The 24,621-nt window shown below is 56.9% G+C and carries 25 protein-coding genes; 17 read left to right on the top strand and 8 right to left on the bottom strand.

Translation table 11 applies throughout. From position 1 onward, the window contains the following. The first annotated feature begins 142 nt into the window (after nucleotides 1-142). The 12 genes from TH3_RS18535 (at nucleotide 143) to TH3_RS18480 (ending at nucleotide 9,158) form a co-directional block, all read left to right on the top strand. Complete coding sequence (locus tag TH3_RS18535; RefSeq protein WP_139328061.1) at nucleotides 143-1,009, top strand: urease accessory protein UreD; 867 nt, start codon at nucleotides 143-145, stop codon at nucleotides 1,007-1,009. 9 nt (nucleotides 1,010-1,018) lie between these two features. Continuing rightward, nucleotides 1,019-1,321, top strand: coding sequence for an urease subunit gamma (locus TH3_RS18530; RefSeq protein WP_007088863.1), 303 nt, complete (start codon nucleotides 1,019-1,021; stop codon nucleotides 1,319-1,321). A gap of 16 nt (nucleotides 1,322-1,337) precedes the next feature. Then, nucleotides 1,338-1,649 carry an urease subunit beta gene (locus tag TH3_RS18525; protein ID WP_007088864.1) on the top strand — a complete coding sequence of 104 codons (312 nt, stop codon included), beginning with the start codon at nucleotides 1,338-1,340 and terminating at the stop codon, nucleotides 1,647-1,649. Nucleotides 1,650-1,651: 2 nt separating this feature from the next. Then, nucleotides 1,652-3,361 carry an urease subunit alpha gene (gene ureC, locus TH3_RS18520; protein WP_007088865.1) on the top strand — a complete coding sequence of 570 codons (1,710 nt, stop codon included), beginning with the start codon at nucleotides 1,652-1,654 and terminating at the stop codon, nucleotides 3,359-3,361. 11 nt (nucleotides 3,362-3,372) lie between these two features. Then, nucleotides 3,373-3,960: an urease accessory protein UreE gene (locus tag TH3_RS18515; RefSeq protein WP_007088866.1), complete on the top strand. Its 588-nt coding sequence runs from the start codon at nucleotides 3,373-3,375 to the stop codon at nucleotides 3,958-3,960. Further along, on the top strand, nucleotides 3,950-4,675 hold the full coding sequence (locus tag TH3_RS18510; protein ID WP_007088867.1) for an urease accessory protein UreF: 726 nt from the start codon (nucleotides 3,950-3,952) through the stop codon (nucleotides 4,673-4,675). Before TH3_RS18515 ends, TH3_RS18510 begins: the two co-directional genes overlap by 11 nt. After that, nucleotides 4,672-5,292, top strand: coding sequence for an urease accessory protein UreG (ureG, locus tag TH3_RS18505; RefSeq protein ID WP_007088868.1), 621 nt, complete (start codon nucleotides 4,672-4,674; stop codon nucleotides 5,290-5,292). The genes TH3_RS18510 and ureG overlap by 4 nt, the downstream gene beginning before the upstream one ends. A gap of 1,032 nt (nucleotides 5,293-6,324) precedes the next feature. Next, complete coding sequence (locus TH3_RS18500; protein ID WP_007088869.1) at nucleotides 6,325-6,771, top strand: SRPBCC family protein; 447 nt, start codon at nucleotides 6,325-6,327, stop codon at nucleotides 6,769-6,771. Next, nucleotides 6,758-7,117 carry an ArsR/SmtB family transcription factor gene (locus tag TH3_RS18495; RefSeq protein ID WP_007088870.1) on the top strand — a complete coding sequence of 120 codons (360 nt, stop codon included), beginning with the start codon at nucleotides 6,758-6,760 and terminating at the stop codon, nucleotides 7,115-7,117. Before TH3_RS18500 ends, TH3_RS18495 begins: the two co-directional genes overlap by 14 nt. A 144-nt stretch (nucleotides 7,118-7,261) precedes the next feature. After that, the gene (locus TH3_RS18490) at nucleotides 7,262-7,810 is read left to right on the top strand and encodes a biotin transporter BioY (protein WP_007088871.1); all 549 of its coding nucleotides are present in this window, start codon (nucleotides 7,262-7,264) and stop codon (nucleotides 7,808-7,810) included. Nucleotides 7,811-7,884: 74 nt separating this feature from the next. Then, entirely contained in the window at nucleotides 7,885-8,559 is a 675-nt protein-coding gene (locus TH3_RS18485; RefSeq protein WP_007088872.1) for an energy-coupling factor ABC transporter ATP-binding protein, read from the top strand. Continuing rightward, on the top strand, nucleotides 8,556-9,158 hold the full coding sequence (locus TH3_RS18480; protein WP_007088873.1) for an energy-coupling factor transporter transmembrane component T family protein: 603 nt from the start codon (nucleotides 8,556-8,558) through the stop codon (nucleotides 9,156-9,158). Before TH3_RS18485 ends, TH3_RS18480 begins: the two co-directional genes overlap by 4 nt. Nucleotides 9,159-9,246: 88 nt before the next feature. Here the strand turns inward: TH3_RS18480 and fghA are convergent, their stop codons facing one another. After that, entirely contained in the window at nucleotides 9,247-10,104 is an 858-nt protein-coding gene (gene fghA / locus TH3_RS18475) for an S-formylglutathione hydrolase (protein ID WP_007088874.1), read from the bottom strand. 73 nt (nucleotides 10,105-10,177) lie between these two features. Next, nucleotides 10,178-11,287 (bottom strand): S-(hydroxymethyl)glutathione dehydrogenase/class III alcohol dehydrogenase, encoded by a 1,110-nt coding sequence (locus tag TH3_RS18470; protein WP_174441870.1) that lies wholly within the window; start codon nucleotides 11,285-11,287, stop codon nucleotides 10,178-10,180. 116 nt (nucleotides 11,288-11,403) lie between these two features. Here TH3_RS18470 and TH3_RS18465 point away from each other — a divergent pair, with 116 nt between their 5' ends. Then, entirely contained in the window at nucleotides 11,404-12,279 is an 876-nt protein-coding gene (locus tag TH3_RS18465; RefSeq protein ID WP_007088876.1) for a LysR substrate-binding domain-containing protein, read from the top strand. 61 nt (nucleotides 12,280-12,340) lie between these two features. On the opposite strand, the gene TH3_RS18460 is transcribed toward TH3_RS18465, so the two are convergent. The 4 genes from TH3_RS18460 to TH3_RS18440 all read right to left on the bottom strand — a co-directional run bounded on the left by TH3_RS18460 (nucleotide 12,341) and on the right by TH3_RS18440 (nucleotide 16,774). Then, entirely contained in the window at nucleotides 12,341-13,651 is a 1,311-nt protein-coding gene (locus TH3_RS18460; protein ID WP_007088877.1) for a type II toxin-antitoxin system HipA family toxin, read from the bottom strand. Next, on the bottom strand, nucleotides 13,651-13,917 hold the full coding sequence (locus TH3_RS22510) for a helix-turn-helix domain-containing protein (RefSeq protein ID WP_007088878.1): 267 nt from the start codon (nucleotides 13,915-13,917) through the stop codon (nucleotides 13,651-13,653). Before TH3_RS22510 ends, TH3_RS18460 begins: the two co-directional genes overlap by 1 nt. Nucleotides 13,918-14,033: 116 nt before the next feature. Further along, a complete protein-coding gene (locus tag TH3_RS18450; RefSeq protein WP_007088879.1) occupies nucleotides 14,034-14,819 on the bottom strand; it encodes a 3-hydroxybutyrate dehydrogenase in 786 nt (261 codons plus the stop codon). 344 nt (nucleotides 14,820-15,163) lie between these two features. Further along, nucleotides 15,164-16,774, bottom strand: coding sequence for a sigma-54-dependent transcriptional regulator (locus TH3_RS18440; protein WP_007088881.1), 1,611 nt, complete (start codon nucleotides 16,772-16,774; stop codon nucleotides 15,164-15,166). A gap of 224 nt (nucleotides 16,775-16,998) precedes the next feature. On the opposite strand from TH3_RS18440, the gene TH3_RS18435 reads away from it, so the two are divergent. The 4 genes from TH3_RS18435 to TH3_RS18420 all read left to right on the top strand — a co-directional run bounded on the left by TH3_RS18435 (nucleotide 16,999) and on the right by TH3_RS18420 (nucleotide 23,396). Beyond that, a complete protein-coding gene (locus TH3_RS18435; RefSeq protein ID WP_007088882.1) occupies nucleotides 16,999-18,216 on the top strand; it encodes a methionine gamma-lyase in 1,218 nt (405 codons plus the stop codon). Nucleotides 18,217-18,543: 327 nt separating this feature from the next. Beyond that, complete coding sequence (locus tag TH3_RS18430; protein ID WP_007088883.1) at nucleotides 18,544-20,928, top strand: transketolase; 2,385 nt, start codon at nucleotides 18,544-18,546, stop codon at nucleotides 20,926-20,928. Nucleotides 20,929-21,091: 163 nt separating this feature from the next. After that, nucleotides 21,092-22,021: a calcium/sodium antiporter gene (locus TH3_RS18425; RefSeq protein ID WP_007088884.1), complete on the top strand. Its 930-nt coding sequence runs from the start codon at nucleotides 21,092-21,094 to the stop codon at nucleotides 22,019-22,021. A 229-nt stretch (nucleotides 22,022-22,250) separates the two neighbouring features. After that, complete coding sequence (locus tag TH3_RS18420; RefSeq protein WP_007088885.1) at nucleotides 22,251-23,396, top strand: HPP family protein; 1,146 nt, start codon at nucleotides 22,251-22,253, stop codon at nucleotides 23,394-23,396. Between the two features lie 19 nt (nucleotides 23,397-23,415). On the opposite strand, the gene TH3_RS18415 is transcribed toward TH3_RS18420, so the two are convergent. Together TH3_RS18415 and TH3_RS18410 are read right to left on the bottom strand one after the other, a co-directional pair. Then, nucleotides 23,416-24,114, bottom strand: coding sequence for a MarC family protein (locus tag TH3_RS18415; RefSeq protein WP_114093483.1), 699 nt, complete (start codon nucleotides 24,112-24,114; stop codon nucleotides 23,416-23,418). Between the two features lie 161 nt (nucleotides 24,115-24,275). Further along, nucleotides 24,276-24,608, bottom strand: coding sequence for an HNH endonuclease signature motif containing protein (locus tag TH3_RS18410; protein WP_040060184.1), 333 nt, complete (start codon nucleotides 24,606-24,608; stop codon nucleotides 24,276-24,278). Between the last annotated feature and the right edge of the window lie 13 nt (nucleotides 24,609-24,621).

Genomic DNA, 24,621 nt, shown 5'->3' with positions numbered 1-24,621 from the left:
CCCGTATCTTGCTGTGCTTGCCGATGGGCCAACCGGTCTGACCATGGGTTAACCGGTTGTGCGACTGAAATATTCAGGTGGCTTTGTGCAGCTTCGCAAATTCGAAAACCCGGTTCGCAGCGATTTGAAGGCGGAACCGCAAATGTCAGATGCTTCCAACCCGATCGTCACCGATGGCCGGGCCGAGGTTGCGTTCAAGCCGGGCGCGCCGGGTGCGGGGTTTGCGACCCTTGATCATCTTTATTACCGCGACCCGATGAAAATCCTGTTCCCGCGGCCGGTTGCCGGGGATCTGGTGACTGCCGTTCTGGTGACGACGTCGGGTGGCATGGTGGGGGGCGATCATCTGGCATTTGAAGGCCGGGTCAAGGCAGGGGCATCTGCGCTATTTACCGCCCAGGCCGCCGAAAAGATTTACCGTTCCGCCGGACCTGATTGCGTGATGTCGGTTGATCTGGTGGCTGAAGATAGCGGCTGGCTGGAATGGTTGCCCCATGAAACCATCCTGTTTGATCAGGCGCGTCTGCGCCGCAAGACGACGGTTTCCGTTGTCGGTTCCGGGCAGGTGATGGCCGGGGAAATCATGGTGTTTGGCCGCCTTGCCCGCGGTGAGGTTTTCACGACCGGGCTGGCACGTGATGCATGGGATGTGTCGATTGACGGGCGGCCGGTCTGGCGCGATGCGCTGCATCTGGAAGGTGATGTTTTGCGCATGTTGGATCATCCCGCATCGTTTGATGGTGCGCGGGCGGCGGCGACCGCCATTCTGGTCGGGCAGGGTGCCGAAGATAAGCTTGATATTGCCCGCGATTGTCTTGTGCGCGCATCCGAGGGTTTGACGGATACGGATGTGTTGTGTGCGGCAACGGCGATGAAGGGGATTGTGGTCACGCGTTTCATGGCGCGCGATCCGATGAAATGGCGCCGGGTTTACGGCGCGTGGTGGAAACAGTTCCGCCATGAAACAAGGGGACTTCCGGCGCGCCTGCCGCGTCTTTGGGAAATTTAGGAGAACGGCATGAATCTGACGCCACGCGAAAAGGACAAATTGCTGGTTTCAATGGCTGCCATGGTGGCGCGACGCCGCCTTGAGCGCGGTGTGAAACTGAACCATCCCGAAGCCATCGCCCTGATCACGGATTTTGTGGTCGAAGGCGCGCGCGACGGCAAATCGGTTGCCGATCTGATGCGCGACGGGGCGACCGTGATCACGCGTGATCAGGTGATGGATGGCATTGCCGAAATGATCCACGAAATTCAGGTCGAAGCGACATTTCCCGATGGGACGAAGCTTGTGACCGTTCACGAACCGATCCGCTAGGCAAAGGAAACAGGCCATGATTCCAGGTGAAATCATTACCAAAGAAGGCAGCCTGATCCTTAATCAGGATCGCGAAACCAAAACACTGACCGTCGCCAATACCGGGGACCGCCCGGTGCAGGTCGGATCGCACTATCATTTTTATGAAACCAATCCGGGTCTTGATTTTGATCGCGAGGCCGCGCGTGGTTTTCGCCTTGATATCCCGGCCGGAACCGCCGTTCGGTTCGAGCCGGGCCAGACGCGGGAGGTCAATCTGGTGAAATATGCCGGGTCGGGTGTGGTCTATGGCTTTAATGCCAAAATCAACGGCAAGCTGGGAGCGTAAAAATGGCTTATGAAATTGATCGCGCATCCTATGCCGCCATGTTTGGCCCGACCGTGGGCGACAAGGTCCGATTGGCCGATACCGAGCTTTTGATCGAGGTCGAACAGGATTTCACGATCCTTGGCGAAGAAGTCAAATTCGGCGGTGGCAAGGTCATCCGCGACGGCATGGGCCAGTCGCAGGCATCGCGGGCCGAGGGATCGGTCGATACCGTGATCACCAACGCGCTGATCCTTGATTATACCGGTATCATCAAGGCCGATATCGGCATTCGCGATGGCCGCATTGCCGGGATCGGCAAGGCCGGAAACCCCGATGTGCAGCCCGGTGTCGATATCATCATCGGTCCGGGAACCGAGGTGATTGCCGGTGAAGGCAACATCATCACCGCAGGCGGGATTGACGCCCATATTCACTGGATTTGCCCACAGCAGGTCGAAGATGCGCTGTATTCCGGTGTGACCACGATGCTGGGCGGCGGGACCGGCCCGGCGGCGGGCACGAACGCCACCACCTGCACACCCGGCCCGTGGCACATTGCCCGCATGTTGCAGGCCGCCGACGGATTGCCGATGAATATCGGTTTCTTTGGCAAGGGCAATGCGACCCTGCCGGGATCATTGATCGAACAGGTCAAAGCCGGTGTTTGCGGGCTTAAACTGCATGAAGACTGGGGCACGACCCCGGCGGCGATTGATACCTGCCTGTCGGTGGCCGATGACCTTGACGTGCAGGTGATGATCCATACCGATACGCTGAATGAAAGTGGTTTTGTCGAACATACCCGCGCATCGTTCAAGGGCCGCACCATTCATACCTTCCACACCGAAGGGGCCGGTGGCGGCCATGCACCCGATATCATCAAGCTGTGCGGCGAGGCCAACGTTCTGCCAAGTTCGACCAACCCGACGCGACCCTTTACGGTCAATACCATCGACGAGCATCTTGATATGCTGATGGTGTGCCATCACCTTGATCCGAAAATCCCCGAAGACGTCGCCTTTGCCGAAAGCCGTATTCGCCGTGAAACCATCGCGGCGGAGGATATCCTGCATGACCTTGGCGCGTTTTCGATCATTTCATCGGACAGTCAGGCCATGGGCCGCGTGGGCGAAGTCATTTCGCGCACCTGGCAGACGGCGGACAAGATGAAAAAGCAGCGTGGCAACCTGTCGGAAGACGGGCCGGGGAATGATAATTTCCGTGCCAAGCGTTATGTCGCGAAATACACGATCAACCCGGCAATCGCGCAGGGGATCGCATCGCATGTCGGATCAATCGAGGTCGGCAAGATCGCCGATATCGTGGTCTGGAAACCGATGTTCTTTGGCGTCAAACCCGACATGATCATCAAGGCCGGCATGATCATCGGGGCGGCGATGGGGGATCCGAATGCCTCGATCCCGACACCGCAGCCGGTTCATTATCGCCCGATGTTTGGCGCCTATGGTTCGGCATTGTCGAAATCGAGCTTCTCGTTCGTGTCCCAGGCCGGGATCGATGCCGGGATTGCCGCCGAGTTTGGTCTGGCAAAGCAGCTTCTGGCGGTTTCGAACACGCGCAATATCGGCAAAAAGGACATGAAACTGAACGATGCCCTGCCGAAAATGGAAGTCGATCCGGAAACCTATCAGGTCCGTGCCGATGGCGAACTTCTGACCTGCCAGCCGGTTGATCGCGTGCCGATGGCACAGCGTTACTTCCTGTTCTAGGAGCCCGGATCATGCGTCGCGCCATTGAACATATCCCGGTCAGCCAGTCCGACACATCCGAGGTGCGCGGTACGGTGACACTTGCCTTTGCCGACCGTCACCGGCGGCGTATCCGGCTGTTGGATGATGCCGGGGATGCGTTCCTGCTTGATCTGCCCCATGCCGTGCGATTGGGGGATGGCGACCGGTTGCGTCTGGTCGATGGCGGGGTGATCGTGGTGCGCGCGGCTGCCGAAGATGTCCTGACGATTACCTGTTCCGGCCCGATTGCGACTACCAAAATGGCATGGCATATCGGCAACCGTCATACCCCGCTTCAGGTCCTGAAAGACGGGCGGCTTCGCATCATTGATGATCATGTCATGCGCGATATGGTGGAGGGGCTGGGCGGTGTTGTTTTTGCCGAAGTTGCCCCGTTTGATCCGCTGAATGGGGCCTATCACGGGCTGGGCGGCGGTGGCCATGGTCACAGCCACGGCAATGATCATTTCGAAGAACCGCATGATCATGACGGTCACAATCATGATCATGCGCATTCTCACGGGCATTCCCATTCTCATGCGCACGCCCACGCAATCGGGGAGCCGCATGACCACTGAACTTGATCCCCGTTCCCCCGCCAACCTGACGCCGGGTGGCCTGATGCGGTTGATGACATGGCTTAGCCCGTCATTCCCGGTTGGTGCCTATACCTATTCCCATGGTGTCGAATACGCGGTCGAGGATCGCCGGGTCATCAGTGCCGAAAGCCTGACGACCTGGATCGAAGGGGTTCTGGAATTCGGTGCCGGGCGGATTGATGCGGTGCTGTTTTGTGCCGCATGGCGGGCGGCGCGCGCAGGGGATATGGATGCGCTGTTTGATATCGGGGTGGATGCCGATTGCTGGCGCGGGACGGCTGAAATGGCGCTGGAGGCAACGGCGCAGGGGCGTGCCTTTGTCTCGACCGCGCAAAAGGTCTGGGGCGATGGCATTTTGACCCGCTGGGCCAAACGAATGCGCGATGATGATCGTCTGCCATCCTATCCGGTTGCGGTGGGTATTGCCGCGGCCGAGGCGGATGTGCCGTTGCGCGATGCGCTGAGCGCGTTTTTGCACGCGATGGCGGCCAATCTGGTGTCGAGTGCCGTGCGTCTGGTGCCGTTGGGGCAGACCGATGGGGTGCGAACCCTGGCATCCCTTGATGCGGCGGTGGCGATGGCGACCGAAACCGCGATGAATAGCGATCTGGTCAATCTTGGGGCGGCGGCCCCGATGGTTGACTGGACGTCGATGAAACATGAAACCCAATATACGAGGCTTTTCAGATCATGAGCTCCCCCCTTCGCATCGGTATCGGTGGCCCGGTTGGTTCGGGCAAAACCGCCCTTCTGGAACGGCTGTGCAAGGCCATGCGCGACGAGTTCAATATCGCCGCGATCACCAATGATATTTACACCCGCGAAGATGCCGAATTCATGACCCGGTCGGGTGCATTGGCCGCGGACCGCATTGCCGGTGTTGAAACGGGGGGCTGCCCGCATACCGCCATTCGCGAAGACGCATCGATCAACCTTGCCGCGGTCGAGGATATGAGCGCCAAACATCCGGGGCTTGAGGCGATCTTTATTGAATCGGGTGGCGATAACCTGTCGGCGACCTTTTCGCCGGAACTGGCCGATATCACCATCTATGTCATCGATGTTTCGGCGGGCGACAAAATCCCGCGCAAAGGGGGGCCTGGCATCACGCGGTCCGATCTGCTGGTGATCAACAAAACCGATCTGGCACCGCTTGTCGGGGCCGATCTGGGGGTGATGGACCGCGACGCCAGAAAAATGCGCGGCACCCGTCCGTTCCTGTTTACCAATCTCAAGGCGATGGATGGCCTTGAAGACGTCAAGAATTTCATCATCGAGACAGGGGGGCTCCGTCAATCCGCCGCGTCCTGATGGGGATCAGGACGCAATAATACCGGATGACGGGAGCACACAGGCCCGGCCTGAAAATGGCCGGGCCTGAACTATTTGGCCGGAAGGTGGAGCACGGACGATAGTCGCGTGCGCGGACTGCATATAAAACTTTTTTCAAAAAGTTCTTGATCTGTTCTTTTAATTATGGCATAAGAGAAAAGTCAACGGGAGAAATCCACCCGGACCGAAACCCGCGAGGCCTTGAGCCTTGCGGGTTTTTGCGTTTGGGGCCGGATGAAAGAGGTGATCAGGATGATGCGGCAAAGATTGAGGCAGGGTGGCGGGGCGATCCGCAGGGTATTGACCGGCGGATGGCGAAGCCGTTACGGCGGCATTCTGCCTAAGGACTAAGGCAGAGGACTAAGGGGGCTAACCCGGTCATTTGTCATGACGGGAGAGGTGCGTCTTGTTGGAGAGGGAGCGTTAGATTTGCCGGGAGCGGCAGCGATGGCAGCAGCGGGCAGCGGTGATCTGTGACCCGTCGATGGTGGACCATTGGGGGCCATACGCCCGAAGTGTGTCCGGGCTCCATCGGTTGCGGTAAAACCACGATTGCCGAAAGTGACCGGAGCGAGGGGTGAGCCCGAAGGCTGTCCGTCGGTGAGGATGGTAGACGCCCGAGGTGTGTCTGGGCTCCATCGTTTGCCGGAAATGTCACCGTGGCCGAAAGTGACCGGAGCGGGTGGTGGGCCCGGAGATTGTCAGTTGGCGAGGATGGCAGACGCCCGAGGTGCGTCCGGGCTTCATCGTTTGCCGGAAATGTCACCTTGGCCGAAAGTGACCGAAGCGGGTGGTGGGCGCGGAGATTGTCAGTTGGCGAGGATGGCAGACGCCCGAAATGTGTCTGGGCTTCTTCGGTTGTCGGAAATGTTGACATGGCCGGGAGTGATCGGAGTGCGCTGTGGGACCGAAGGCCGTTTGTGGGCGAGGATGGTAAATTAAATGCGCAACTTCTGGGTTGCGTATTGGGATGTTGTATGTCAGATTAAATGCAACCAGGAGGTTGCTTAAATGACCAATAGCATTGAAAAGAAAATCGAGATCAACGCTCCGCGCCAGCGTGTCTGGACTGCCTTGACGGATCACAGGCAATTCGGAACATGGTTTGGTGTGAATATCAAAGATGCCTTTGTCGTCGGGCAGGTTTCAAATGGCCAGATCACGATTGAAGGTTTCACGCATGTGAAATGGCAATCGACCATCAAGGCGATGGAGGAACCGGCCTATTTTGCCTATACGTGGCATCCCTATGCGATTGAGCCGGATGTGGATTACAGCAGGGAGCCGGAAACGCTTGTCGAATTCTGGCTTGAAGAAAAAGCGGGTGTGACACGGGTGACCGTGCGTGAAATCGGCTTTGACAAACTGCCTGCACATCGTCTTTCGGCGGCCTTGCAGGCCAACACAAATGGCTGGGCGTTCCAGTTGGAAAATATCAGGAAATATGTCGAAAACTGAAAATCACATGCCGGGATCTGGTGGTGATCCGGGTTTTGCCGAAATCTTTGCCGCTTTGGGCGATCCGACCCGACTGGCGATTTTTGATCGGCTATCGGACGGTCAGGCGCGGTCAATCGCATCTCTTTCCAATGATGCCGACATGACCCGGCAGGCGGTGACGAAACATTTGCGCGTGCTTGAAATGGCGGGGCTGGTCGAAAGTCATCGGATCGGCCGCGAAAGCCGATATGCTTTTTGCCCGGATCGGTTGGCCCTTGCGCGGGCGTGGCTTGACCATGTTGCGGGGCGCTGGGATTCTGCCCTGATGCGGCTTAAATCCTTTGCTGAGCAAAGCAGCGATTAATCCGCGACAAGTTTCTGAAACCAAAAACCTATTTGGCGATCCTTATCCCATCCTGATGGGAATGAAGCGTCATTTTGCTTGGCGGTCTGCGGTTTTGCGGCTATCCCTTCGCCGGGGAGAACGGGAAGGAAGGATCGTAAAATCATGAACACCAAAGATATCGTCTATGTCGCGCTGTTTGCCGCAGTGACCGCTGTGCTTGGGCTGTTTCCACCCATCACCCTGCCGATTACCGGGGTGCCGGTGACCGCGCAATCGTTGGGGCCGATGCTGGCCGGGGCGATTTTGGGGGCGCGTCGTGGCGGGCTTTCGATCCTGCTGTTTGTTGTGCTGGTGGCGCTTGGTCTGCCGCTTCTGTCGGGTGGTCGCGGTGGTTTTGGTGTTCTTCTGGGGGCGACGGGCGGATTTATCGTTGGCTGGGTGATTTCGGCCTTCGTGATCGGCCTGCTGATTGAAAAATTCTGGGACAGGCTGAATATCTTCAACGCGGCATTGTCGATTGCGGTTGGCGGGATTGTTGTCCTGTATGCGATTGGCAATCTTTGGGTCAGCATCGTTGTTGATGTCAGTTACTGGAAGGCGACCGTCGGGGCCGCACCGTTCCTGATTGGCGATGTGATCAAGGTTGCGATTGCAACCGCAGCCTGCCTTGCCGTGCGCCGTGCCTATCCCTTGATTTCCAAGGCACGCTAGGTTTTGATGAGGCGCGATCCGAAGGTCGCGCCTTTTGCTGTTATCCCTTGTCTGAAATTTTGCGCCGGGTGCCGATGATCACGCTTGAAAATGTCACCGTGGAATTTGATCAGCGTCGCGTGCTTGACGATATTTCACTGTCACTTTGCGAAAAGCGGATCGGGATTGTCGGGGCCAACGGATCGGGCAAAAGCACCTTTGTCCGGCTGCTGAACGGGCTTCAGGTGGCATCGTCGGGGATTGTGCGCGTCGATGACTTCGATGCTGCCAAGGACGGGCGCAAATTGCGCCGCCATGTCGGCTTTGTTTTTCAGAACCCGGATAATCAGATCGTCTATCCGGTGGTCGAGGAAGACATCGCCTTTGGCCTGAAGGCGCTTAAACTGCCAAAGGACGAGATTGACCGTCGTATCGACGAAGTCCTTGCGCGATATGGCCTGTCGGAATTTCGCAACCATCCCAGCCATTTGTTAAGCGGGGGGCAGAAACAGCTTCTGGCGATTTCCGGGGTGCTGGTGATGGCGCCGCGTTACATCATCTTTGACGAGCCGACCACCTTGCTTGACCTGCGCAATCGTAACCGGGTCGAACGGGCGATTGCCGAACTGGATCAGACCGTGATTACGGTTTCCCATGACCTTGATCTGATCGCCGGTTATGACCGGGTTCTGGTGTTTGAAAATGGCCGCATCGCCTGTGACGATGTCCCGGCCATCGCCATTCCCCGCTATCGGGAGATGATGGCGTGATTGCCGGACTTTACATCGATGGCAATTCCGCGCTGCATCGGGCGGCGGCGGGGTTAAAGGTGCTTGCCCTTGTCCTGCTGGGGACCGGTGTTTTTCTGATCCCTGACTGGCCGGTTCTGGCGGGGGTGCTGGTGACGGTTTTTGTCCTGTATCCGGTTTCGGGTTTTGGCCCGCGCATCCTTTGGGCGCAGATCAGGCCGATCCTGTGGTTGCTGGCTTTGTTCTTTGCCGTGCAGCTTTGGCTCCATGACTGGCAGGCGGGGCTTGTGGTGATTTTCCGGCTCGCCGCGATTGTTACCTTCGCCGGGCTTGTCACCCTGACGACCAGAACGTCGGACATGCTGGCCGCGTTGGAGCGGGCGATGAAGCCGCTGGCGCGGTTTGGGGTTAACCCGGAAAAGGTCAGTCTGGCGTTTTCGATGGTGTTGCGATTCATCCCGGTGATTGCGCAAATCGGTCATGAAATCCGCGATGCGCAACGGGCGCGCGGACATGATAAATCGGTGCTGGCACTTGTCGTGCCGCTGATCATCCGCACGCTTAAAACGGCGGACGATGTGGCCGATGCCATTGATGCGCGCAGCTTCGACCCGGATTAATCAAAAAAAGACCCGGCACGCCTACAGGGACGAGGCGCGTGCCGGGTGAAAACCGCTTGGGTGCGGGTTCTGATGTGATTGCCTGATCTCAGGCGATACCAAGGTGCCATGCGTGGAAACGCAGATGGTCTTCGATAAAGCTCGCGATGAAGTAATAGCTGTGGTCGTAGCCTTCCTGCATGCGCAGGTTCAGCGGATAACCGGCGTGGCTTGCGGCGGCAAAAAGCGTATCGGGTTTAAGCTGCTCGGTCAGGAAGCCATCGGCATCGCCCTGATCGACAAGGGCTGGCGTTTGCATATCCTTGGCGGTGGCGGCCTTCATCAGTTCCGAGCTGTCCCACTGTTTCCAGGCGGATTTGTCATCACCGAGATAATTGCCAAGCGCCTTCTGGCCCCACGGGCAATTGATCGGGTTTGAAATCGGCGAAAAGGCCGTTACCGATTTGAACATGCCCGGGTTTTTAAGCGCGATCATAAGCGCGCCGTGCCCGCCCATCGAATGGCCGGAAATCACCGCATCATCGGAAATCGGGAAATGATCACGCACAAGGGCCGGAAGCTCCTGGGTCACGTAATCATACATGCGGTAATTGCGCGCCCAGGGTTCCTGCGTCGCGTTGACGTAAAAACCGGCCCCCTTGCCGAAGTCATAGGCTTCTTCTTCGTCATCGGTCACATGGTCGCCGCGCGGGCTGGTGTCGGGGGCGACGATGGCAATGCCAAGCTCGCTTGCGATGCGAAACGCGCCGGCCTTCTGCATGAAGTTTTCATCCGTGCAGGTCAGTCCCGATAGCCAGTACATCACCGGCACACGGTTGCCCTTGCCCGCCTGACGCGGCAGGAAGATGGCAAACCGCATATCGCAGCCCAGCACATCGGACCTGTGGGTATATTGTTTGTGCCAGCCGCCGAATACCTTGTTGCTGGATGAATTTTCGATGCCCATTTTATTCTCCCGTTCGTCCACCTTGCCGGAATTTTACCGGCAAGGCGGTTTTATTTCATGAAGCTGATTGGTCTTAATAGTGAATGACCGAACGGATGCTTTCGCCTTCATGCATCAGGTCGAAAGCTTCGTTGATGTCTTCAAGCTTCATGGTGTGGGTGATGAAATCGGACAGTTTGAATTCGCCCTTAAGGTAGCGTTCAACATAATCGGGCAGTTCCGACCGGCCCTTGACCCCGCCAAAGGCGGTGCCGCGCCAGACGCGACCGGTGACAAGCTGGAACGGGCGGGTCGAGATTTCCTGACCGGCACCGGCGACACCGATGATCACCGACTCCCCCCAACCCTTGTGGCAGCATTCAAGGGCGGACCGCATGACATTGACATTGCCGATGCATTCAAAGCTGTATTCAACGCCGCCATCGGTCATATCAACGATGACTTCCTGAATCGGCTTATCGAATTTTTGCGGGTTGATGCAATCGGTCGCGCCAAGCTGCTTGGCGAGTTCGAATTTCTTTTCGTTGATATCAATGGCGATGATGCGGCTGGCACCGGCCATTTTGCAGCCGATGATGGCCGAAAGGCCGATGCCGCCCAGACCGAAAATGGCAACACTATCGCCCGGTTTGACCTTGGCGGCGTTGGTCGCAGCCCCCATGCCGGTCGTGACACCGCAACCCAGCAGGCAGACTTCTTCAAGCGGGGCGGTTTTGTTGACCTTGGCAATCGAGATTTCCGGCAGAACGGTATATTCCGAGAAGGTCGAGCAGCCCATATAATGGTAAATCGGCTTGCCGTTTTGCGAGAAGCGCGTGGTGCCATCGGGCATAAGGCCCTTGCCCTGGGTGGCGCGGATTTTCTGGCACAGGTTGGTTTTGCCCGATTTGCAGAATTTGCATTCGCCGCATTCCGGAGTGTAAAGCGGGATCACGTGATCGCCGACCGCAACGCTGGTGACACCTTCGCCGATTGATTCAACAATCCCGCCGCCTTCATGGCCAAGGATGGCGGGGAAAATGCCTTCGGGGTCTTCGCCCGACAGGGTGAAGGCATCGGTGTGGCAAACGCCGGTGGCAACGATGCGCACCCGGACTTCACCGGCCTTGGGCGGGGCGACCTGAACGTCTTCAATCGATAGCGGCTTGCCCGCTTCCCAGGCAATGGCGGCTTTGCAGGTGATGGTTTGGGCGCTCATGTCGCTCCTCCGGCTTGAATGATTTACTGCCAACAGTGTATTTATTTCCCCTGATCTGATAATCCGGTATTTCGGTAAATGACTTTTACGGTGATGTAATAATGAATGCGTGGGACGGGATCAGCGAATTTGTCGCGGTGACGGAACGCAAAAGCTTTACGGCAGCCGCCAGGCAGCTTGGCATTTCCGTGGCCCAGGTCAGCCGCCAGATCACCGCGTTAGAAGAAAAGCTTGGCGTGCAGCTTTTTTACCGCACCACGCGCAAGGTTAGTGCTACCGAAGCCGGACAGGTTTATTACCAGCATTGCCGACAATTGCTGGATGGTTTGCAGGATGCGGAACGGGCAATCGGTACCCTGACACAGGTGCCGCGCGGCAAGCTTAAACTGACCGCGCCGACAACCTATGGCGAAACCGTGATTGCACCGCTGGTCAATGATTTCGTCGCCCGCTATCCGGAACTTGAAGTCCAGTGTCGGTTTACCAACCAGAAACTTGATCTGGTGCTGGAAGGCTATGACATGGCGATCCGGCTTGGGCGGCTTGATGGCACGACCGGCAGTTTGATGAGCCAGCAGCTTTCAACCCGCCGCCTTTATGCCTGCGCATCGCCAGCCTATCTTTCCAAGCGTGGCGAGCCGCATTCGCTTTCGGAGCTTGCGCGCCATAACTGCCTTGTCGGGACGCTGGATTACTGGCGGTTTGAAGAAGATGGCCGCGAACGGACCATCCGCATTCATGGCTCGATCCACGCCAATAGCGGGCAGGCGCTTTTGGATGCGGCGCTTAAGGGCATCGGCATTGTCCAGTTGCCGGATTATTACGTCGATCCGTGGATCGCCAGTGGTGATCTGATCCCGGTCCTGTCCAAATTCCAGCCGACCGATGAGGGCATCTGGGCGCTGTATCCGACCAATCGGCACCTTAGCCCCAAGATCAGGATGCTGGTGGAGCATTTGGGGCGGTATTTGGGGTGACTTTGTTACCGAACGGTATCATTCGTCTTGAAATCGAGGAAATGATACCGTTCGGTATCGCTTAATGGTTCTGGCAGCGCGATTTAATGTCTTCCAAGGCGAGATCAAGCAGGCTTGTATCCGCAATTGTTCCGCGCGTGGCTTGGCGCAGTTTGGTTGCTGCTTTTTCGGTCAGGCTGGCGAGTGTTGCAAGTTCGTCGATCACCAGTTTCGGGCTGATATTGATATCGGATGCAAAAGATTCCCAATGTTCGCGGCCAAGCAGTTTCGGGTTGCGTTCGCCACCGATGGACATGGCAAGGAGAATGCGTTGCTCTTTGTAAAAATTACGGAATGCTGCGGCGTTATTGAGGTCATAAAGCGGGGCGAGGCGCACACCGCCAGCCTGCCAGATCAGGCTGTAATTTTTGGCATGCGCATCAGGATTGCCGACAAGATATTGGAAAATCGCATATCGTAGCAGCAGCAGTTTATCGCGGGCAGGATCGAGGCTGAAATCCAGCGCGGCAAACATTTTTTTCCAGTTTGGGCCGCCGTCACGCTCGTATTTCTGGTGCGGAAAATATCCGAGCGCCTGACAGAAATCTTCCTGATGCAGGCGGGTCAGATATCGTTGGCCGGATCTTTCGCGCAATGTCCGGTCGTATCGTGCGACAAGCATGAAAATCTGATCTTCTGCCTGCAAAATGTGTGACCGGGGGCAGGGAAGCCCGATTTCACGGGCGATTTCAAGGCAATAATGTTCGACGCGGATCGATTCCGGAAGGCCCTGAATATCGGTCTTGAGGATGTGGGAACTTGGTGTGTTGCCATGCGGCAGGGCAATCTTTTCGCCGGTTCGAATAACAACGGCCTTGTCATGCACGCCTGCCAGCGAAATGCGGACTTCGCCTTGCGCATCAACGAATAGGGGACGTGCGGGCAAGTCGCGGATGTGCCTGGCAAGTTCTGCTTCGTCGAGAATGCGATATTCCGGATGGGTTGTATCTTCGGGGGTTTCAGCAGTACCGACCGGGGCGATGGATACGGCCCCCGCACAATCCTTGCCAAGGGCAAATAGCATTGCAAATTCGTCATCTGCGGCGATGTCGTGATCTTTGCTTAGAACAAGAGCAAGTTTTCGGCGGGTCAATTTGTTGTCCGGCAACAGCCCGGCAAAGAAAGGCCCGCATTCAGCATCATCAAACCAGTGATTTTCAACCGCTTGGGGCGGCACCGGCAGGCGAAGGGACAGTTGGGGGGTGACGGTTTGAGCAGTGGCAGATCGTTGGATGTGATCGGGGCTATAGCGAAAGCGCAGGCCACCCTTATCGTCGGTGCCAAGTGTGCCGATTTCGATACCGTGCAATCGAACAGAGGCTTCCTGTGCCATTAAAGCCCCTCGTCAATGTCGATGATTTCGGAAGCATCGTTTGGTGTTGTGGTGGCCTGAAGATCGGTCAGCGATAGTGGACTGCCCAGTAAAACGAACAGGCGAATGATCATGTCAATGGGTGGGGTGCTGCTGCCCCGCTCGAATGACGATAGCCATTTTCGGCTGTAGCCGATAAGGGCCGCGGTCTGGCTTTGGGTAAGGCCGCGCTGCTTGCGTAAGCTACGCGCGGCCGCCCGAATATCGTCAATGTTTCGAATGATCATGATGTCACCGAACGGTTTTTTTCTTGCCTGAGGCAAGGTTATGTAACTATTCGGTATCATTCAAGCAAAATGCGCTACTTTGACACCAAACGGTATCAAAGTAGCGCATGAAAAATTTACTGTGCGGTCCAGCCACCATCGACCGACATATGCGTACCCGTCATCTGTGATGCGGCGTCCGAGCACAGGAACAGGGCGGTCTGGCCGATCTGTTCGGGGGTGACGAACTGTTTGGACGGGTGTTTGTCCGAGACCAGATTGGTTGCGGCCTGTTCGATGGAAATGCCGCCTTCCTTGGCCTTGGCTTCGATCTGGCGTTCGACCAGTTCGGTGCGTACCCAGCCCGGGCAGATTGAATTGGCGGTGATGCCGCTTTCGGCGGTTTCAAGGGCTGTTACCTTGGTCAGGCCCATGATGCCGTGTTTGGCCGCGACATAGGCGGCCTTTTGCACCGATGCGACCAGACCGTGGGCTGATGCGGTATTGATGATCCGGCCCCAGTTTTTCTTTTTCATGTTCGGCAGGGCAAAGCGCGTCGTGTGGAAGGCCGAAGTCAGGTTGATCGCGATGATCGCATCCCATTTTTCCGGCGGGAAATCTTCGATGAGTGCTGTGTATTGGATGCCGGCATTGTTGATCAGGATATCGGCACCACCACCGAATTTTGCGGCGGCGTCCATCATCATTGCTTCGATCTGATCGGGTTTGGAGAGGTCCGCGCCATTGTAATGCGCGGTCACGCCAAATTCGGTTTCAAGCGATTTGCGGGTGGCCTCGATTTCGTCCTTGTCGCCAAAGCCGTTCAGCATGATATCCGCCCCGGCCCCTGCGAGGGCCTTGGCCATCGCAAGTCCGATGCCGCTGGTGGAGCCGGTAACAAGTGCGCATTTGCCTGTCAGCATGATGTTTCTCCCTGTGGGTGAGGAGTTGTTCCTCCTCATAAGTGAGGGTCAGGGCCCACTAATTTGATTGTAATGGCAGGTGTTATATTTGCGAAATCCAAGGAGAAGCACGCCGGGCGGGTCGGCATCCCGGACAAGGGATTTGACGCCGGAGTTCGCAAATATAACACCTGTCCTTCGGATCAATCGGATTTGCACGGGCTACTTTGTCGCAAAACCTTGAAAGATAAATATCTTCCTGCGGTTTTGCTTCGCGTATCCGCACAAATCTGATTGACCATTTCAATCAAATTAATGGGTCCTGACCCTATGGATCATGCCGCAATGCAACATGGGTGGCAAGATCAACCGGAAATGCCATATTTGCGAAGCTTGCGGGCAATCGCCGTGTGCGAGACGCCAAGCCGTTCGGCAAGCTTCCGCGAGCTTGGATAATCCGGGTATAGGCGTATCAGCATTTCACGTTCCAGCATGTCCATCCCCTCGGCAAGGGTTCCTTGGGCGATGGCGGCATTGATCGGGTCGGTTGCTGGGGCGGAGTTTGCCGGATCGCGGAGTCTGCCGGGATCATCCGCGACCGTGGCAGGCGGGTTGCTTGCGGTTGTGGTCAGGTCGCGTGCGGTAAGGATGTCGCCATCCAGAAGGGCGACCGCCCGGAATAATGTGTTTTCCAGTTCGCGGACATTGCCGGGCCAATCGTGGCTGGCAAGCCAGGACAGGGCATCACTTGCGATATGGGGTGTTGCGCGTTCGGTTTGCTGGGCGGTGCGGGTGACGAAATAAAGCGCCAGTTCGGCAATGTCTTCGCGCCGGTCGCGCAGGGGCGGCAGGGTGATGCCAAGGACGTTAAGGCGGAAATAAAGGTCTTCGCGGAATGTGCCGTCATGCGACATGGCGTCAAGATCGCGGTTGGTCGCACTGATGATGCGGACATCAACCGCAATTTCATCCGTCCCGCCGACGCGCCGGAACCGGCCATCCTGCAACACGCGCAGAAGCTTCGCCTGCAGATACGGTGTCAGTTCGCCGATTTCATCGAGAAACAATGTGCCGCCATCGGCCAGTTCCAGAAGTCCCGGCTTGCCACCACGCCGCGCACTGGTAAAGGCCCCGGCGGCATAGCCAAACAGTTCGCTTTCGGCCAGTCCTTCGGGCATGGCAGCACAGTTTAGCGCCAGAAAAGGCTGATCGGCCCGGTTGCTTGCGCGGTGGCAGGCGCGGGCAAAAAGCTCCTTCCCCGTGCCGGTTTCGCCCAGGATCAGAAGCGGGGCATCGACCGAAGCCAGGCGTTTTGCCTGTGCCTTGACCCGTGCCAGGACCTTACTTTGGCCGATGATGTCGTCAAATCCGGTGTGGCTTCGATCCTGAAGGGCGGTCATGACGCGGCCAAGGCGTGCGGCCCGGTGAAATACCATGACCCCGCCCCATGGTGCGTCATCGGCGGCATCGGTACCGTCATCGACATGGCCGATGGGTTCGACCTGTAGCAGATAGGTCTGCCCGCCCAGCGTAACCTCGCGTTCCGGCAGGCGGAAATGGCTTTGGCGCAGGTCATCAATATCCGGGTCGGTCAGGAAATCGGCCAGTGGCCGGTCACGCAGCGGCGCATCGGGGGAGCCAGCGATATTTTGCGCGGCGGGGTTGGCCTGGGCGATCAGGCCGTTGGCATCCACCGCGATCACCGGATCGCCAAGGGCGGCAAGGGTTGCGTGAAGTTGCGCGCGCCTGCGTTCGGTCGGCAGGCGGTCAATCGGTTTGACGTCCTCAATGCCGGGTAGCTGCATCAGGCGATGGGCGAGCAGAGGAAAACGTTCCGGGCGGATTGCCGGGATATCGGCAAAGATATGGTGGGTTGTGACCTCAAAGGCGCGAATATCAAGCTTGAAATCCGCCAGCACATTGACGACGTCCCGCGTGATGCCGACCCTGTTTTCCCCGGTGATTTCAAAACGCATGACTGTACCGAAATGTTTACACTGTATCGAAAACTATACAGTCGTAAGGGGCTGTTTTCCAATGGTTTCGTGCTGTCCGTGGTGCATGGGAAGATTTTTGTAAACTTAAGTTTACAGTTAATGAATGGGGAATGGCGTTAAGTCCTTGCAAAGGAACGTTTTTCAATTCTGGCACGGGCTTTGCGGAGATGGGGGCAGAATATTTCAAATAACGGGAGCCTTTCATGTCTGATCCGCGTCACACCAAATCCGGTTTTGCCACCCGCGCCATCCATCATGGGTATGATCCGCAAAGCCATAATGGCGCGCTGAACCCGCCGGTTTACATGAGCTCCACCTTTGCATTCGAAACCGCCGAGCAGGGCGGGCGGATGTTTGCCGGGGAAGAACAGGGCTTTATCTATTCGCGGATCGGCAACCCGACGCTGGCCCTTCTTGAAAGCCGTCTGGCGGTGCTTGAGGGTGGTGAGGCGGCCCTTGCGACCGCATCGGGCATGGGGGCGATTACGTCGGTCTTCTGGACATTCATTGCGCCGGGGGATGAGATCATTGTCGATCGCACGCTTTATGGCTGCACATTCGCCTATTTCCGCCACGGGCTTGAGAAATTCGGGATCAAGCATACCCATGTTGATCTGACCGATCCGAAGGAACTTGAAAAGGCGATTTCGGACAAAACCAAGATCGTTTATTTCGAAACCCCGGCCAACCCCAACATGCGTCTGGTCGATATCGAAGCCATTTCCGACATTGCCCATAAACATGGGGCGAAGGTCGTGGTTGATAACACCTATTGCACGCCGTATCTGCAGCGCCCGATTGAGCTGGGGGCTGATATTGTTGTGCATTCGGCAACCAAATATCTGGGCGGTCATGGGGATCTGACGGCGGGGGCGGTGATTGGCCGTGCGGAAGACCTTGAGCAGGTCCGTCTGGTCGGCCTGAAAGACATGACCGGTGCGGTTCTGTCGCCGCAGGATGCCAATCTGGTGATGCGGGGGCTCAAGACGCTTGAACTTCGTATGGAACGCCATTGCGACAATGCCGAAAAAATCGCGACCTTCCTTGAAAACCACCCGAAGGTCGAAAAGGTTTTCTATCCCGGTCTTGAAAGCTTTGCGCAATATGAACTGGCGAAAAAGCAGATGGCCCGTTTTGGCGGCATGATCGCGTTTGAACTTAAAGGCGGGATCGAAGAGGGCCGCAAGCTTATGAACGGGCTTAACATGATCACGCGCGCGGTCAGCCTTGGCGATGCCGAAACCCTGATCCAGCACCCGGCATCGATGACCCATTCGACCTATACGCCCGAAGAACGCGCCGAATATCAGATCACCGATGGCCTGATCCGTCTGTCCGCCGGTCTTGAAAGCATCGACGATATTCTGGCTGATCTTGAACAGGCGCTGGATGGGGATCAGATGGCGATTGCCGCTGAATAATCCGGCATTTTCCGTACTAAGGTTGCACATGGCGTGGATAATGTCCGCGCCATGCGGCAACCGCCTTGGCAGCGTTAGGGCCTCCCGAATCGGGATCGCAAACGGCTAAAAACCCCTTCCGGGCCTGTGTGCCACATTCGACGAATTTCAAAAAACTTGCGTGGGCTGAACGAGGGTTTTTTGAAAGTTTCGTCAATCCTGCGATTTTTGGTGCTTTCGCTTGATTGGCATCGCGTAGCAGCAAAAATACGCAAATCCATACCGAAATAAGGCGTACGGCAAAACCGGTGCAACCGGGCCGAAACGCCAGCGAGAGGCGAGATAAAGATGTCAGCACAGAACAGCACACCTGAAATTGGCGAAATGATCGAAGCAACCTCGACCGGGCGCGTGGCGGCCAAGGATCTTGAGATGCTGGGCCAGATTGAAAAAAAGGTGCGCTGGCTATCAAGCTGGACCATCCATAACGCCAACCATATCCGCCCGAAGCGCGATGGCATCAAGGTCGGCGGCCATCAGGCAAGCTGCGCATCGATGACAACCCTGATGACAGCACTTTATTTCAATGTTCTGCGCCCGCAGGACCGGGTCGCGGTGAAGCCGCATGCATCGCCGGTTTTCCATGCGATCAATTATCTGTTCGGTCGCCAGTCCAGGGAAAAGCTTGAAAACTTCCGCGCCTTTGGCGGCGCGCAATCCTATCCGTCGCGGACCAAGGATGGCGATGTTGTTGATTTTTCGACCGGGTCGGTCGGGCTTGGGGCGGCGGTCACCAACTTTGCGGCGCTTACGCAGGATTACCTGCGTTACAAGGATATGCTGCCGCGTGGGGAGCAGCCCGGTCGCATGGTGGCCCTTGTCGGTGATGCGGAACTCGATGAAGGCAATATCTATGAGGCGCTTCTTGATACCTGGAAGCATGACATTCGCAATGTCTGGTGGGTGATCGATTACAACCGTCAAAGCCTTGATGGCATGATTGATGCGCATCTGTTCCGGGTGATCGGCCGGTTTTTCCGTGCGGTTGGCTGGAACGTGATCACCATCAAATATGGCCGCAAACTGCATGATGCCTTTGCCAAGCCGGGTGGCAGGTCATTGAAAAAATGGCTGAACGAGGCGCCGAACGATGTTTATTCCGCCCTGACCTTCCAGGGGGGAGCTGCATGGCGCAAACAGATCCTTGGCGATATGCCGGGCGACAATGCGCTGGCAAGTTTGCTTGGCGATTATGATGATGATGCCCTGCATGACCTGATGACCAATCTGGGCGGGCATTGCATGGAAGCGGTCCTTAATGCGTTTGATTCCGTGCCCAATGACAAGCCGACAATCTTTATCGCCTATACGGTCAAGGGCTATGCCACCCCGCTTCAGGGGCACAAGGACAACCATGCGGGCCTTATGAATGTGGCCCAGATGGACGCATTCAAAAAACAGAACAATATCGGGGACGGGCAGGAATGGGATTATGCCGCCGGTCTTGACGTGGCCGAGGATAAGGTGCGTGCCTATATCGACGCCGCCCCGTTTAATGATGGCAAATCGCGCAAGAAGCTGGCGACCGTCATCGATATTCCCGAAATGCCCTATGCGCGGGTTGATACATCGAGCACGCAGGAAGTCTTTGGCAAAATCCTGAACGAGCTTGCGAAACTGAAGGATAGCGATCTGGCGGACCGGATCGTCACCACATCGCCCGATGTGACGGTATCGACCAACCTTGGCGGGTTTGTGAACCAGCGCGGGCTGTTTGCGCGCGAAAATCTTGCCGATGAATTCCGCGAACGCAAGGTGCCCTCGGCCCAGAAATGGATCAGATCGCCCGAAGGCCAGCATGTCGAACTGGGCATTGCCGAAAACAACCTGTTTTTGAACCTGGCCGCCCTTGGCCTGTCGCACAGCCTGTTTGGCCAACGCCTGTTTCCGATTGGAACGCTTTATGATCCGTTCATTGCGCGCGGCCTCGATGCGTTGAATTATGCCTGTTATCAGGATGCGCGGTTTATGGTTGTTGCCACGCCAAGCGGTATTACGCTGGCGCCCGAAGGGGGCGCGCATCAGTCGATTTCAACCCCGATGATCGGCATGGGGCAGCCGGGTCTGACCAGTTTCGAGCCAAGCTTTGGCGACGAACTTGCGACCATCATGGGCTGGTCATTTGATCATCTGCAAAATCCCGATGGCGGATCGGTTTATCTGCGCCTGTCGACCAAGCCGCTGGCACAGCCCGAACGTGACCTTTCCGATGCCACCAAATCCGAAATCGTATCGGGGGGCTACTGGCTGCGTGAACCGGGCGAAAATTGCAAAATGGCGATTGCCTATTGCGGGGCGATGGCCCCCGAAGCGATTGCCGCATGGGAAAAGCTTGAAGCCGATCATCCGGGGACTGGCTTGCTTGCCGTGACATCGACCGACCGTCTTTATAACGAATGGCAGGATCTGGAACGGGCGCGCCTTGAAGGAAAGGCCGATGGCCGCATGGCCCATATCGAAAACCTTCTGAAACCGCTGGCATCGGATGCGCGCCTTGTCACGGTGATTGACGGTCATCCGGCGGCATTGGCGTGGTTGGGTTCGGTCCGCGGTCACGCCGTCGCCCCGCTTGGCGTCAATGCGTTTGGTCAGTGCGGCGACAGCATTGATCTGTATAAATATTACCAGATCGACACCGATGCAATCATCCGCGCGACCAAGCGCTGGGATTGATATCCATCTGGAAATCTGCATCAATGGCCGGGAATTTCCCGGCCATTTTGCTTTGCGGGCGGAAATGTAATCGGGGTCACTTGCGCAGGGTCGGAAACGCACACACATCTGCGCGCTGTATGCTGTGACACTATTGATCATTAGCGCTTTGGGGGCTTTGGTTATGGAATATCTGATGTTGCTGGCGGGCCTTGTTGGTCTGTTTTTCGGCGGCGAGGCGCTGGTGCGTGGCAGTGTCGGGATTGCGCAGCGTCTGGCGATGCCGCCGCTTCTGATTGGTTTGACCGTGGTTGGCTTTGGCACATCGACCCCGGAATTGCTGGTTTCGGTTGATGCCGCGTTGCGCGGGGTTTCTGATATTGCGCTTGGCAATGTTGTGGGATCGAACATCGCCAATATTCTGCTGATCGTGGGTGTGTCAGCGCTTGTCTGGCCGATCCGGGTTTCTGGCGATACCCTGAAACGCGACACGGCGGTGATGATGGCGGCAGCCATTGCCCTTGTGCCGATCTTTGCCTTCGGGATGATGGGGCGGGTTGCCGGGGGGATCCTGTTTGCGTCGCTTGTTGCCTATCTTGTGTTTGCCTATCGCCAGTCGCGCAATGCGCCCAATGCGCCACTTGCCGATGAGGGTGATCTGCCGGTTCCGGCGCGTGGATTGTGGCTGTCGCTGATCTGGGTGATTGGCGGGCTGGTGGCGTTGATGTTTGGCGCGCGCTTCATGGTCGATGGGGCGGTAACGATTGCCCGGACCTTTGGCGTGTCAGAGGCGTTTATCGGGCTTACGGTCGTGGCGGTTGGCACATCCTTGCCGGAACTCGCCACCTCGTTAATCGCGGCGTTGCGAAAGCAGTCGGAAATTGCCATCGGCAATATCGTCGGATCGAACATTTTCAACATTCTGGGTATTCTTGGCCTGACCGCGATCATTACCCCGATCCCGGTTGCCAGCCGTTTCCTGACCTTTGATCTGCCGATCATGATCGCGGTATCGCTGGTCCTGACTTTGCTGTTGCGCCGTCAAACCATCGGGCGGGGGATCGGGATTGTGATGCTTGTTGCCTATGGCGGATATGTTTTTGCCGCACAGTAAAATATTACCAGCCAGTACGGGTGTGGTCCCGCCTGTCGCAAGATATTGCGACCGAAGGTCTTGCCGGTAAAAGTTTGAAAGGAGGGCCCGGTGCCCTCCTTTTTATTGGGCGCTTATCGGTTGCCGTTATTGACGGGGATGCGGATTATAAGTACTAGAAAAAATCGCATTTATAAAAATTGAACAATAATTAAATGTTCAATAATGGGCCGGGAAATGAAACAATCCGATGAAATTTCGCAATTTTCGCGCGCTTTATCCGGCGATACCGGCCAGCACGCATAAGGAAGCCATCCGTGCCGGGCTTGGGGCGCTGATCGGGCTGGGGATTGCCGGTTTTCTTCTGTCGTTCCTTGATCTGCAGGGGGCGGGGCTTTATCTGATTGCGCCGTTTGGGGCGTCGTCGGTGCTGCTGTTTGCCGTGCCAAACAGTCCGCTTGCGCAGCCGTGGTCGGCGATTGTCGGCAACTTTGTTGCCGCCCTTGCCGGGGTTGCGGTTTGTTACGTGATTCCCGATCCGGTTTTGCGGGTGGCGGTGGCGGTCGGGCTTGCGATTACCGTGATGATCGTTGCGCGTGCCGTCCATCCGCCGGGCGGGGCGGTTGCGATGGTTGTTGCGATGAACCCGGATATCGCGACCGAGCTTGGCTTTCAGTTCGCCCTGACACCGGTTGCCGCAATCACGGCCATTCTTGTTCTGACGGCAGTACTTTATGCCCGGGCAACCGGGCGGAAATATCCGTTACGCCATTTCGATGACAAGAGCCCCTTTCAGACAACCGACCGTTCCCCGATTGAACGGCTTGGTCTGGACGAGGGGGAGCTGAATTCGATTTTGCAGCAATATCGCCAGTCGCTTAACCTTGGCGTCGAAGACCTCGCACGCCTGATCGGGGCGGCCGAATTTCAGGTCGCGGCCCATCGCGCCGGGCCAATTACGGCCGGTCAGATCATGTCACGCGATCTGGTGACGGTGAATGCCAAAACCCCGCTTAACGAGGTCGCGGACCTGTTCCGCCGTCACGGGTTTACATCATTGCCGGTCATTGAGGATGATGGACGATTTATCGGCGTGATTTTCCAGATACATCTGATCCGGCGTGCAACCGAAGACGCCCTTCGTCTGGATCGCGGATTGCTGGCGTCGATGGCGCGCCTGATTGATCGTCGTCGCAATGTCCCGATCCGGGCCATCGAAATCATGTCGGTGACAGAACCGCGGGCAACGGCAAATACCCCGATTGCCGCCCTGCTGCCATTGATGGCGGATGGGGCCTGTGATGCGGTTCCGGTCCTTGAAGATCACCGGATCATCGGCATCGTCACCCGAACGGACCTTATTGCTGCTTTGGCTCATGCCGGTTTGAAAGGCTAGGTAACGTCGAAGGTGTCGATCAGAAAAACGCCTGCTTGATGCCATCAATGATGAACTGGACCGCAAGGGCGGCCAGGATCATGCCGAGCAGGCGGGAGATCACGGTCGCGACTGTCGGGCTCAGGCGTTTGGCGACCAGATTGGCCAGAAGGAACATGGTAAGCGCGCAGAGCATGACAAGGCCGACAACCGCGACGACGCTGACCTGCATCACCACGCTGTCTTCATATTTTCCCATAAGCAGCATCACGGTTGCGATGGAACCGGGACCGGCAAGGAAGGGGATCGACATCGGGAAGATTGAAATATCGTCCGGTTCTTCGTCGGGTTGCGCCGGTTTGGCATCGGTGATCTGCTGATCAAGTTCGTGTTCGTCTTCAAGTTCCTGATGAACCTGTTCGGCGCGCTGGTTGCGTTTCTGGCTGCGGCGTTCAAACAGCATTTCAAGCGCGATCAGGAACAGAAGCGTTCCGCCGGCAATCCGGAAGGCCGGCATATGTATGCCAAAAATGCCAAGCACGCTTTCGCCGATAACGGCAAAGGCGGCAAGGATCAGGAAGCTTGCGATACAGGCCCGGATCGCCATGCGGCGGCGATGTCTGGTATCGGTCCCCTGTGTGAGGACGATGAAGACCGGCACCAGCCCGATCGGATCGATGATCACAAATAACGTGACAAAGGCCGGGATCAGTTCGCTCAGCATGTCGAGGCTTGGCATCTGGTTTCCTTTGTCCGTTCTTGGGGTGATTGGTCTTCATAGTGCCAATTGCAACACGGTTTGTCGCCGCAAAACTGGGGCCGTATATCGGCCCGGTCGCCCAAGGTAAACCTTTATGTCGGCTGCAAAATGCAATCGGCCTGTTATGTGTTTTCGTGATTTTAACGGCTGCGGCGGCGATTGCGTCCGTATCGTCCGGCATTTTCCGGCCAGTCGATATAATCAACGGGCTTTTTGCGTATCCATCGGATGAATGTCTGCATATCGGGATGGGCGATGATTTTTTCCGGTGTATCGAAATCGCGCGCCAAGGTGGTTTCGTCAAACAATCGGTGGATCATGCGATGACAGACGCGGTGCAGCCATTGGGTATCCGTGCCGCCCTTTGATTTCGGGGTCCAGTGATGGCGGTCGACACTGTCGCCTGCGATCATCATCCGTCCGCAAATCGGGCAGGGACCAAGTTCCTGATCGGGCGTGGGCGAGAGGGGCATGAAAGAAGCACGT

It is taken from the genome of Thalassospira xiamenensis M-5 = DSM 17429 (genome assembly GCF_000300235.2).
Classification (GTDB): Bacteria; Pseudomonadota; Alphaproteobacteria; order Rhodospirillales; family Thalassospiraceae; genus Thalassospira; species Thalassospira xiamenensis.
Note: the sequence above shows the minus strand (reverse complement) of the source record. Positions and strands in the feature narration are given on the sequence as shown.

Bases quoted from the DNA above. Each gene is read 5' to 3' on its own strand.
- TH3_RS22510 (WP_007088878.1), bottom strand. From the start codon at position 13,917: ATGATCATTCGAAACATTGACGATATTCGGGCGGCCGCGCGTAGCTTA.
- TH3_RS18435 (WP_007088882.1), top strand. From the start codon at position 16,999: ATGTCTGATCCGCGTCACACCAAATCCGGTTTTGCCACCCGCGCCATC.
- TH3_RS18425 (WP_007088884.1), top strand. From the start codon at position 21,092: ATGGAATATCTGATGTTGCTGGCGGGCCTTGTTGGTCTGTTTTTCGGC.
- TH3_RS18450 (WP_007088879.1), bottom strand. From the start codon at position 14,819: ATGCTGACAGGCAAATGCGCACTTGTTACCGGCTCCACCAGCGGCATC.
- TH3_RS18510 (WP_007088867.1), top strand. From the start codon at position 3,950: ATGACCACTGAACTTGATCCCCGTTCCCCCGCCAACCTGACGCCGGGT.
- TH3_RS18440 (WP_007088881.1), bottom strand. From the start codon at position 16,774: ATGCGTTTTGAAATCACCGGGGAAAACAGGGTCGGCATCACGCGGGAC.
- TH3_RS18535 (WP_139328061.1), top strand. From the start codon at position 143: ATGTCAGATGCTTCCAACCCGATCGTCACCGATGGCCGGGCCGAGGTT.
- TH3_RS18415 (WP_114093483.1), bottom strand. From the start codon at position 24,114: ATGCCAAGCCTCGACATGCTGAGCGAACTGATCCCGGCCTTTGTCACG.
- TH3_RS18530 (WP_007088863.1), top strand. From the start codon at position 1,019: ATGAATCTGACGCCACGCGAAAAGGACAAATTGCTGGTTTCAATGGCT.
- TH3_RS18460 (WP_007088877.1), bottom strand. From the start codon at position 13,651: ATGGCACAGGAAGCCTCTGTTCGATTGCACGGTATCGAAATCGGCACA.
- TH3_RS18410 (WP_040060184.1), bottom strand. From the start codon at position 24,608: ATGCCCCTCTCGCCCACGCCCGATCAGGAACTTGGTCCCTGCCCGATT.
- TH3_RS18490 (WP_007088871.1), top strand. From the start codon at position 7,262: ATGAACACCAAAGATATCGTCTATGTCGCGCTGTTTGCCGCAGTGACC.
- TH3_RS18500 (WP_007088869.1), top strand. From the start codon at position 6,325: ATGACCAATAGCATTGAAAAGAAAATCGAGATCAACGCTCCGCGCCAG.
- ureG (WP_007088868.1), top strand. From the start codon at position 4,672: ATGAGCTCCCCCCTTCGCATCGGTATCGGTGGCCCGGTTGGTTCGGGC.
- TH3_RS18420 (WP_007088885.1), top strand. From the start codon at position 22,251: ATGAAATTTCGCAATTTTCGCGCGCTTTATCCGGCGATACCGGCCAGC.
- TH3_RS18485 (WP_007088872.1), top strand. From the start codon at position 7,885: ATGATCACGCTTGAAAATGTCACCGTGGAATTTGATCAGCGTCGCGTG.
- ureC (WP_007088865.1), top strand. From the start codon at position 1,652: ATGGCTTATGAAATTGATCGCGCATCCTATGCCGCCATGTTTGGCCCG.
- TH3_RS18495 (WP_007088870.1), top strand. From the start codon at position 6,758: ATGTCGAAAACTGAAAATCACATGCCGGGATCTGGTGGTGATCCGGGT.
- fghA (WP_007088874.1), bottom strand. From the start codon at position 10,104: ATGGGCATCGAAAATTCATCCAGCAACAAGGTATTCGGCGGCTGGCAC.
- TH3_RS18465 (WP_007088876.1), top strand. From the start codon at position 11,404: ATGAATGCGTGGGACGGGATCAGCGAATTTGTCGCGGTGACGGAACGC.
- TH3_RS18525 (WP_007088864.1), top strand. From the start codon at position 1,338: ATGATTCCAGGTGAAATCATTACCAAAGAAGGCAGCCTGATCCTTAAT.
- TH3_RS18430 (WP_007088883.1), top strand. From the start codon at position 18,544: ATGTCAGCACAGAACAGCACACCTGAAATTGGCGAAATGATCGAAGCA.
- TH3_RS18515 (WP_007088866.1), top strand. From the start codon at position 3,373: ATGCGTCGCGCCATTGAACATATCCCGGTCAGCCAGTCCGACACATCC.